The 10,165-nt window shown below is 41.7% G+C and carries 7 protein-coding genes and 6 tRNA genes; 1 reads left to right on the top strand and 12 read right to left on the bottom strand.

The features are described from left to right. Positions 1 to 173: 173 nt before the first annotated feature. The 3 genes from ybeY to miaB are packed head-to-tail and all read right to left on the bottom strand — an operon-like array spanning position 174 to position 3,164. Positions 174 to 641 (bottom strand): rRNA maturation RNase YbeY, encoded by a 468-nt coding sequence (gene ybeY, locus PSF31_RS19905; protein WP_004256989.1) that lies wholly within the window; start codon positions 639 to 641, stop codon positions 174 to 176. Further along, entirely contained in the window at positions 642 to 1,694 is a 1,053-nt protein-coding gene (locus PSF31_RS19900) for a PhoH family protein (protein ID WP_004908988.1), read from the bottom strand. 39 nt (positions 1,695 to 1,733) lie between these two features. Further along, on the bottom strand, positions 1,734 to 3,164 hold the full coding sequence (gene miaB, locus PSF31_RS19895) for a tRNA (N6-isopentenyl adenosine(37)-C2)-methylthiotransferase MiaB (protein WP_096864953.1): 1,431 nt from the start codon (positions 3,162 to 3,164) through the stop codon (positions 1,734 to 1,736). A gap of 479 nt (positions 3,165 to 3,643) precedes the next feature. Between miaB and ubiF the strand changes: the two genes are divergently transcribed. Continuing rightward, positions 3,644 to 4,831 (top strand): 3-demethoxyubiquinol 3-hydroxylase, encoded by a 1,188-nt coding sequence (gene ubiF / locus PSF31_RS19890; RefSeq protein ID WP_004256972.1) that lies wholly within the window; start codon positions 3,644 to 3,646, stop codon positions 4,829 to 4,831. Positions 4,832 to 4,901: 70 nt separating this feature from the next. Here ubiF and PSF31_RS19885 read toward each other — a convergent pair whose 3' ends face one another. From PSF31_RS19885 to nagA, 9 genes are all read right to left on the bottom strand, one after another. Next, positions 4,902 to 6,257, bottom strand: a complete 1,356-nt coding sequence (locus PSF31_RS19885; protein WP_096864952.1) for a dicarboxylate/amino acid:cation symporter — start codon at positions 6,255 to 6,257, stop codon at positions 4,902 to 4,904. Positions 6,258 to 6,803: 546 nt separating this feature from the next. Further along, a tRNA-Gln gene (locus PSF31_RS19880) sits at positions 6,804 to 6,878 on the bottom strand. Between the two features lie 10 nt (positions 6,879 to 6,888). Then, positions 6,889 to 6,965 (bottom strand) — tRNA-Met (locus PSF31_RS19875). Between the two features lie 50 nt (positions 6,966 to 7,015). After that, positions 7,016 to 7,090: transfer RNA gene (locus PSF31_RS19870), tRNA-Gln, on the bottom strand. Between the two features lie 31 nt (positions 7,091 to 7,121). After that, positions 7,122 to 7,196, bottom strand: a tRNA-Gln gene (locus PSF31_RS19865). Between the two features lie 31 nt (positions 7,197 to 7,227). Next, a tRNA-Leu gene (locus PSF31_RS19860) sits at positions 7,228 to 7,312 on the bottom strand. Between the two features lie 7 nt (positions 7,313 to 7,319). Beyond that, positions 7,320 to 7,396, bottom strand: a tRNA-Met gene (locus PSF31_RS19855). 370 nt (positions 7,397 to 7,766) lie between these two features. Then, on the bottom strand, positions 7,767 to 8,990 hold the full coding sequence (gene nagC, locus PSF31_RS19850; RefSeq protein WP_096864951.1) for a DNA-binding transcriptional regulator NagC: 1,224 nt from the start codon (positions 8,988 to 8,990) through the stop codon (positions 7,767 to 7,769). 11 nt (positions 8,991 to 9,001) lie between these two features. Further along, complete coding sequence (nagA, locus tag PSF31_RS19845; RefSeq protein ID WP_004256957.1) at positions 9,002 to 10,165, bottom strand: N-acetylglucosamine-6-phosphate deacetylase; 1,164 nt, start codon at positions 10,163 to 10,165, stop codon at positions 9,002 to 9,004.

Here is a 10,165-nt window from a genome sequence, read left to right as displayed (position 1 = left end):
TTGGTACCAAAAGTAGCCCAAGTCAAAGTATTTGGAGCTTAGGTTAGTTAATAAAAACAGTTTACTACATTCTTTTTTAGCACAAAATTGACGGTTTATCTGCAAAATAACCGTCAATTTTTTGTAAAATAATGCTTTCTTTGACAAAGATATCTCAAAAAATTATAGTTAGGTCACTCTTTTTCTGCAAGATATGGGTCTTCATAGCCCAACTCAGCCAGAATTTCAGTTTCTAAACCTTCCATTTCTTCCGCTTCATCATCTTCAATATGATCATAGCCTAAAAGATGAAGGCAACCATGAACGACCATATGAGCCCAGTGCTCTTCTGCTGTTTTTTGTTGGTCAATAGCTTCTTGCTCAACGACTTGGCGGCAAATAATTAAATCACCAAGCAAAGGCAGTTCAATTTCTGGTGGAGCCTCAAAGGGGAATGACAACACGTTAGTCGGTTTGTCTTTGCCGCGATAGGTTAAATTTAAGTGATGGCTTTCCTGCTCATCAACTACCCGAATAGTGACTTCACTTAGTGCTTGAAATTTAGGCAAAACAGCCGCTAACCAACGCTGAAACTCGGCTTCCGAAGGCAAGCCATTAGGGTTTTCACACGCAATTTGTAAATCGAGAATAATGTCACTCATTTATAGATTTTCCTGCTTTTCAAATTGCTTTTGTTGTTCTTTTTCTTCACGTAACTGCTGGCGACGTTTATTGTCTTGTTCTTCCCAAGCCTCATAAGCCATGACAACTTTTGCAACGACTGGATGGCGAACTACGTCTTCACTGTGGAAGAAATTGAAGCTTAAATCATCGACTTCGGAAAGCACTTCAATGGCATGACGTAACCCTGATTTACTACCGCGAGGTAAGTCAACCTGAGTAATATCACCTGTCACAACCGCTTTGGAATTAAAACCAATACGTGTTAAAAACATCTTCATCTGTTCGATGGTGGTGTTTTGGCTCTCATCTAAAATAATAAAAGCATCATTCAAGGTACGGCCACGCATATAGGCCAGCGGTGCAACTTCGATAACATTACGCTCAATCAGCTTTTCAACTTTTTCAAAGCCTAACATTTCGAATAGCGCATCATAAAGTGGGCGTAGATAAGGGTCGACTTTTTGGCTGAGATCCCCAGGTAAAAAACCAAGTTTCTCACCTGCTTCAACCGCAGGACGGGTTAGCAAAATACGGCGAACCTCTTGGCGCTCTAACGCATCTACCGCCGCGGCTACCGCTAAATAGGTTTTCCCAGTTCCTGCAGGGCCAATGCCAAATGTAATATCATGGTCTAAAATATTGGCGATATATTGCGCTTGATTTGGAGTGCGTGGTTTGATCACACCACGTTTAGTCTTAATATTCACCGCTTTACCGTAGTCAGGAACGCTATCGGCAGATTGCTCTAAAACACGGCTATCCAGAATGGCTAAGTGAATATTTTCAGGGTCGATATCAGGGATAACACCGCGCACAGGCGCGGTATCGACATACAGTTGACGTAAAATTTTGCTCGCCGCTTGAACATTCAGCGGCTTACCCGATAACTTAAAACGGTTATCGCGGCGATTAATTTCGATAGCAAGGCGGCGTTCTAGCTGCTTGATATTATCGTCAAATGGCCCGCAGAGGCTCATTAAACGCTGGTTATCTGCGGGTTCTAGAAAGATTTCTTGTGTTGCGATTTGCAAATTTTTTGTCTCGGTCACTGAATATCCTATGGTTGTGGCTTAGGGTTGAAAGCTGCCAACACCTAGCTCATCTTCTTTACGAGTACGTGCAATAACAGACTCTGGTGATTCATGAACGCGAAGACCCATTTGATCTTCTGTACGAATGACTTTACCGCGCAATGAGTTGGTATAAACATCCACAATTTCGACATCCACAAATTTACCGATCATATCCGGTGTGCCTTCAAAGTTCACAACACGGTTATTTTCAGTACGTCCAGACAGCTCCATGACGTTTTTACGCGATGTTCCTTCAACTAAGATACGTTGAACGGTTCCCACCATTTGGCGGCTGAAGCTTAATGCTTGCTGATTAATACGCTGTTGCAGTAAGTATAGACGCTGTTTTTTCTCATCTTCGGTTACATCATCAGGTAAATCCGCAGCTGGGGTGCCTGGACGCGCGGAATAGACAAAGCTGTAGCTCATATCAAAGTTCACGTCTGCAATCAGTTTCATGGTTTTTTCGAAGTCTTCGGTTGTTTCACCGGGGAAGCCCACGATAAAGTCTGAACTGATTAGAATACCAGGGCGTGCTTCACGCAGTTTGCGAATAATGGCTTTATATTCAAGTGCGGTATGAGCGCGTTTCATCATTGTTAGAACGCGGTCTGAGCCACTTTGCACGGGTAGATGCAAGAAACTGACTAATTCAGGGGTATCGCGGTAAACTTCGATGATATCGTCAGTAAATTCAATTGGGTGGCTAGTGGTAAAGCGGACACGGTCGATGCCATCAATAGCCGCGACTAAACGCAGTAATTCTGCAAATGAGCAAATTTCACCATCAAAGGTTTCACCACGGTATGCATTCACGTTTTGGCCCAGTAAGTTAACTTCACGTACACCTTGTGCGGCTAACTGTGCGATTTCAAAAAGAATATCATCACAAGGGCGGCTAACCTCTTCACCACGGGTATAAGGCACTACGCAGAAAGTGCAATACTTGTTACAGCCTTCCATAATGGAAACGAATGCGGTCGGGCCTTCAGCGCGAGGTTCTGGTAAGCGGTCAAATTTTTCAATTTCAGGGAAACTGATATCGATAACAGGGCTACGCGTACCTTGAACTTGATTAATCATCTCAGGCAAACGGTGCAAAGTTTGCGGGCCGAAAACGATGTCAACGCTTGGCGCACGTTGGCGAATAAAATCCCCTTCTTGCGAAGCAACACAGCCGCCTACACCAATGATGATGTCAGGGTTTTTATCTTTAAAAAACTTCCAACGACCAAGCTGATGGAAGACTTTTTCTTGTGCTTTTTCACGAATGGAACAGGTATTAAGCAGTAATAAGTCTGCTTCTTCTGCAACTTCAGTGAGTTGATAACCATGGGTATTTTCTAATAAAGAAACCATTTTGGATGAGTCATACTCATTCATTTGGCAACCCCAAGTTTTAATATATAGCTTTTTATTCGTCGACATGTCGTATATCCGGTGTTTTCGAAGCGGCTAGTGTAATGGACTCCGAAACGCGTTGTAAATCCAAAGTCCTACCCTTTATATTTTTGGGAACTCGCATGCATTTTGATTAAGGACATCATTGTATGATGGGATAAATGCAAAGATAATTAAAATGATATCACTACACGAAATCTAAGGGCAGGCAATTTGCCTATTGTTTTAAAATTAGCACGTATTGTATTCATTTGCGGCATCAGTGACCAGAGGATGTTGCAAAATTGTGGTTGTTTTTTGTGCAAATCAAAGTGTTTTCAGCAAAATATACTATTTGTAAGGTTATTAAGGTGGAGGAATGAATGGCCTCTAAGACTTCAATGCCTATATTTCCTGTGAGAACCCTCATTTTTCGGTACAATACCTTTATCCACGTGGTCACTGTTATCAAACAATAACCTTTATTAAACAGTAACCTTTATTAAACAGTAAATAGTAGCGAACGTATGAATAAATTAATCGAATCTTATGATGTTGTCGTCGTTGGCGCGGGTATGACTGGCGCGGCAGCAGCATTGGGCTTTGCTCAAGAAGGCATGCGAGTTGCTTTGCTTGAAAAAGCACAACCTGTGGCCTTTGACCCACAAAGTGCCCCTGATGTTCGTATTTCTGCGATTAGCCGCGCTTCTGTTGAATTGTTGGAGCAATTAGGGGCTTGGCAACATGTTAAGGCAATGCGAAGTGCCCCATATCGCCAGTTAGAAACATGGGAAGAACCAGATAGCAATGTGATTTTTGATGCTAAAAGCCTTGGGCTACCTGAACTTGGGTTTATGGTAGAAAACAGAGTACTACAGCTTGCGTTATGGCAAGAATGTGAAAAATACAGCAATCTAGACCTTGTTTGCCCGGCGAAACTCATCAATTTATACCAACCTAAGCAGCAAAAAGAATGGATGTTAGCATTAGATGATGGCCATACTTTACAAGCTAAGCTTGTGGTCGGAGCCGATGGCGCTAATTCGCAAGTCCGTAAAATGGCAGGAATTGGTAGCCGCGGCTGGCAGTATCGCCAGTCATGTATGTTGATTAGCATTCAAACACAGCAACCTCAGCAAGATAAAACATGGCAGCAGTTTTTCCCATCAGGGCCAAGGGCATTTTTACCTCTGTATGATAATTGGGCCTCATTAGTCTGGTATGACAGTCCCGCAAAGATTAGACGTTTACAAGGTATGTCAATGGAACAATTGACGGGAGCAATATCCGAAGCCTTTCCTGAACGTTTAGGGCCTGTTACTGCAATTGCGTCAGGGGCATTTCCACTGACTCGTCATCATGCAAGCCGCTATGTGATGGATGGGTTAGCATTGATTGGCGATGCAGCCCATACTATCAACCCATTAGCGGGGCAGGGTGTGAATTTAGGCTACCGAGATGTTGATGCTCTTTTGAAAGAAGTAATTTACGCGCGTGAATATATACAACCTTGGAGTTCCCTTGATGTATTGAAACGTTATCAACGACGTCGTTTGCCTGATAATTTAATTATGCAAGCTGGGATGGATGTTTTTTACATGGCATTTAGTGAAAACTTACCAGGATTAAAAATATTTAGGAATCTTGGGTTGATGGCGGCACAGCGTGCTGGAGAAGCGAAAAAGCTGGCGTTGAAGTATGCGTTAGGTTTATAGAAATTATCTCGAATATAATAAATAGGCCGCTAATTAGCAGCCTATTTATTATTAAGTGAAGAAGTTAGTGCTATTTATTATTAGCTAAATCAACCGGTTGAATATTACTTGTGTCTGTATTGATGCTGTCATCTTCAGTAATCACAGAATCCAATGTTTCATTTTTTGCTGAAAACGCATGAGCCAGTTTTTCGGTATCCAGTTCTTTTTCCCAACGTGCAACAACGATACACGCACACGCGTTACCCACTAAGTTAGTTAAAGCACGGCATTCAGACATAAAGCGGTCAATACCAAGGATTAAGGCCATACCTGCAACAGGAATACTTGGAACAACCATTAAGGTTGCCGCTAATGTAATGAAACCCGCACCAGTAACGCCAGCAGCACCTTTAGAGCTAATCATTGCAACGAGCAACAGCGAAATTTGCTCCCAAATCGTCAATTCAATATTGGTAGCTTGAGCAATGAATAATGCAGCCATGGTCATATAAATATTCGTACCATCAAGATTGAATGAATAACCTGTTGGGATAACTAACCCGACAACTGATTTTTCACACCCTGCATGCTCCATTTTGCGCATTAAGCTTGGCAGTGCGGCTTCGGAAGAAGAGGTACCTAAAACTAACCAGAGCTCGTCTTTGATATATTTAATTAGCGAAATGATGGAGAAGCCGTTGTATTTAGCAACTGCTCCTAACACTAACAACACAAATAGAACGGATGTAATGTAGAAAGTCATTATCAGCATCATTAAGTTGCCAATAGATGAAATCCCATACTTACCAATGGTAAAGGCCATTGCCCCAAATGCCCCAATAGGCGCGAGTTTCATGAGCATCGCAACCATTTTGAACACAGGTTCAGAAAAGTTTTGCAGTAACTTAACGATAGGCTCGCCGTGTTTACCCGTTGCAGCTAGCGCTAACCCAAAAATAACCGCAATAAATAGAACTTGCAGAATATTTCCATTTACTAATGGACTAATGACGGTATCGGGGATGATATTCATCAAAAAGCCAACAATTGAAGACTCGTGGGCTTTTTCAACGTAAGTAGCAACTTTAGTGCTGTCTAAGGTTGCAGGGTCAATATTCAGGCCAGAGCCTGGGCGAATGATATTGGCAATAATAAGACCAATAATTAATGCAATGGTTGAAAAAGTGATGAAGTACAACATCGCTTTACCTGCGACACTACCCACTGCCTTCATGTTTGACATGCCTGAAATACCAGTGACAACCGTTAAGAAGATAACTGGCGCGATAATCATTTTAACGATTTTGATGAATGCATCACCAAGCGGTTTTAATGACTCTCCAATGTCGGGAAAAAAGTGGCCAAGTGCTATACCCAGAACGATGGCTACGATCACCTGAACATATAAGATCTTATATATGGGTTGCTTTATCATGTTTCGCATAAATTTTCTCTGTAAAAATGTTGCGTTTGGCAATTTATAATTATTAGGTTTAAAACTTTTATTAGAGTTTCTGAGAACTAATTTAGTTGGAATGGAAGAAGGGACTGAGTTTATTAGTACCAGAGGTTGATAATAATTTAACTGGTAATAATCATACCTAACTACAATTCGAGCGCAGATTACCACTTTCGATGGTTATATAGAAATGATTGAAGTCACACATTTGATAGAAAAGTTATGCAAACGTAAATTTTATGAGGTAAATGTTGCTTTAACATCACTTTAAACGATTAAGCTATTGGTTAATCGGTAATATTAGGATTAAATAAATAAGCAAATGACCAAAAAGTAATCATTTAAACTAAAAATAGGGATGTAAATATAGAAAACAGTAGAGAGGGATACTTTACTGCTTAAAAAATGGAGTTATCTGCTAATTTGTTACTTTTTATTTAATTTATCAATAAAATCGATAAGTAAAATTAAGACTGCCTAAGCATAGTAAGATAGAGCAGGGAGTTAATTTAAGCGATGTTGAAAAGAGAATGGCTGGGGTACCAGGATTCGAACCTGGGAATGCCAGGATCAAAACCTGGTGCCTTACCGCTTGGCGATACCCCAACAAAAGAAATGGTAGCTACGACGGGATTCGAACCTGTGACCCCAACATTATGAGTGTTGTGCTCTAACCAACTGAGCTACATAGCCATATATGATTTCTTTAAAATGAATTGTGCAACTATAGGTAGGATAGTAGATGGCTGGGGTACCAGGATTCGAACCTGGGAATGCCAGGATCAAAACCTGGTGCCTTACCGCTTGGCGATACCCCATCCGGGAATTCTACTATTGATTGTTTTAAGATGGCTGGGGTACCAGGATTCGAACCTGGGAATGCCAGGATCAAAACCTGGTGCCTTACCGCTTGGCGATACCCCAATCTTAAATTCAATGCTACCGAGAAGGAAAATGGTGCGGGAGACAAGACTTGAACTTGCACACCTTGCGGCGCCAGAACCTAAATCTGGTGCGTCTACCAATTTCGCCACTCCCGCAAAATAATGGTGGCTATGACGGGATTCGAACCTGTGACCCCAACATTATGAGTGTTGTGCTCTAACCAGCTGAGCTACATAGCCATCTTTTTTTGCATAACCTTCGTCGGCGTTGCGGGGCGCATTATGCTAATTACAGACACGACAGTCAACAGCTTTTTGCACTATTTTTCAGAAAATGTGTCTGTTTGTTTGATGAATAATCATTTTGTCGATAAAGCCAGCAAAAAACAAGCCCATATTTGAAAAAAATCACTTTTGTCTTACCCGCTAGATAAATGTAATTTGGTGATGACGCGAAATAAAACATCGAAAGAGTCCAAGAATTTGTAAGAGGAGGATAGCTGAAAGAGTGTGAAGTGTTTTAAAAATGACTCATGAAACGAAGCATTCAGTTTATAGCTAATAAAAAAGCAGGTATCTCAACCTGCTTTAAAGAAAATAACGCCAAAAATTAGCTTTCAAACAATTTTTGTAATAATTCACCATTAAGCATCGCACGTTTAGTGAGTGCGAAAGCGCCTATTGCCGAATTATGAACCAACTGCGATGTAACAATGGGGAGATTGTCCCTAAATCCTTTTAAGGCTTGTGTGTCAATGCAGCTTTGAATCGCGGGTAACAGAATTTGTTCTGCTTCCGTGATATCCCCTGCAATAACGACTTTTTCAGGGTTAAATAAGTTTATAGAGATTGCAATCGCTTTACCGATTTGCCGACCAACGTGTTGGATAACTTCCGTAGCAAGTGGGTCTCCCTTATTAGCGGCTTGGCAAATATGGGAAATCGTACAAGTTTCCAATGTAAGGGAACTTGAATAGCCTTGTTCTAAACGCTGTTTTACGCGGGCTTCAATCGCTTGGTTTGAGGCAATGGTTTCTAAACAACCAAAATTACCACAGTGGCAAAGTTCGCCAAGGGGGTCAACTTGGATATGGCCGATTTCTCCGAGGTTACCTCGGTGGTTGAGCAATATCTCTTTATTGATGACTAAGCCTGCCCCTGCGCCTCTGTGGATACGAACGAGCAGTGAGTCTTCGCAATCATGAGTTGCACCAAAATAGCTCTCAGCGAGGGCTAGGCTGCGAATATCGTGCCCTGCGTAACAGGTAATTTTAAAGTGTGCTTGCAAGTTGTCGATGAGATGCCAATTATCGACCTTGATATGCGGCATGTAGTAAACAATACCACTGTTTGGGTTAACTAACCCAGGGAGAATAATAGAAATCGCGATCAACTCTTTTAAGCGTTTCTGATTGTGTTCGATAAAGTCTTCAAGGGCGGCAATCAGTTTTTGTTCAACCGCTTGCTGAGAGGGTTCTGTGATAGGGTAATGAGCATCGACGATCATTTTGCCACCTAAGTCGTATAAGGCGATGGTGGCATCATAGCGGCCTAAGCGGACGCCAATCGTATGAAAATTTTTGTGCTCAGAAACAATAGATATAGCACGACGGCCCCCAGTGGAGGCCTGTTGGTCAACTTCTTTAATTAAACCACGTTCGAGTAACTGGCGAGTGATTTTAGTCACACTGGCTGGGGCAAGTTGGCTTTGCTCCGCGATTTGAATTCTTGATATCGGGCCATGTTGGTCAATTAAACTATAGACGACAGCGCTATTTAGTTGTTTGACGAGATCAATATTACCAATTTGCTTCAGCGAGTGGCTTTGATTCATTAGCTAGTTACTCATTTTTTGTAGACTTCGGCTCCGTTAACATAGGTTGCAAGGACGTCGAAGTCGTGGTTAAACGCGGTTAAATTCGCAATTTTACCCGGAGCAATAGACCCTAAGGTCTCATCAACTCCGATGGCTCTTGCGGGGTAGAGCGTTGCCATTCTCAGTGTTTCATCTAATGGGATACCCACGTACTCTACACTGTTTCTCACTGCTTCTATCATTGTGAGTGATGAGCCGCTGAGTGTGCCATTTTCATCTACACATAATCCATCGCGGTAGTATATGGTTTTACCTGCGAAGATAAAATGATCCATTTCACCAGTTTGAGGATCTATTCCTGCGGGCGCTGTGGCATCAGTCACTAAAATTAATTTATCACCTTTTAAGTGTTTGCTATTACGAATGTTTGCCCACTGGACATGCAAGCCATCAGCGATAATTCCCGCATATACTTCAGGAGTGTCATAAATAGCGCCAACTAAACCTGGGCCACGGCCTGAAATATATGGCATGGCGTTAAAAAGGTGCGTTGAAAAGCGAATTCCGGCTTTAAAACCGAGTTTGGCTTCTTCATACGTCGCATTTGAATGTCCAGCAGAAATAACAATGCCGGAATCTTTCAATTGGTGAATGTAATCAAGTTCTACCATTTCAGGCGCTAAAGTAATTTTAGTGATAGCGTCTGCATGAGCGGCTAAATAATCAATCATCTGAGCGGATGGTTGACGGATAAATTCAGGGTTATGCGTACCTTTTTTGATAACATTAATATATGGGCCTTCTAAATGAAGTCCTAGAGCTTGGTTCTTGTGGTCTTTTAAGTACTCTGTCATGACCTCAATACCATGCTTCATTAATTCGTCAGAGCAAGTAATCAGCGTTGGCAGGTAACTGGTACACCCTGTACGCTCATTGGCTTTTTGCATGATATCCAAATTCTTCAATGTGACATTTTCTTTATTATCATTGAATTGGACACCACCACAGCCGTTGACTTGCAGGTCAATAAACCCAGCGGATAAGATTGCACCTTGTAGGTCATGCTGTGGAATATGGGAAGGTAATTCAGAGACAGGACAAACATCTTTGATGATTTCACCATCAATGACGACCGCATGGTTATCCAGTCTTTCATGACCTGTATAAATAATGCAATTTGTTAATGCATACAT

This window comes from Providencia sp. PROV156, from assembly GCF_028480905.1.
GTDB classification, from domain to species: domain Bacteria; phylum Pseudomonadota; class Gammaproteobacteria; order Enterobacterales; family Enterobacteriaceae; genus Providencia; species Providencia hangzhouensis.
The sequence above is the reverse complement of the archived record's forward strand: the minus strand, read 5'-3'. Positions and strand labels throughout refer to the sequence as shown.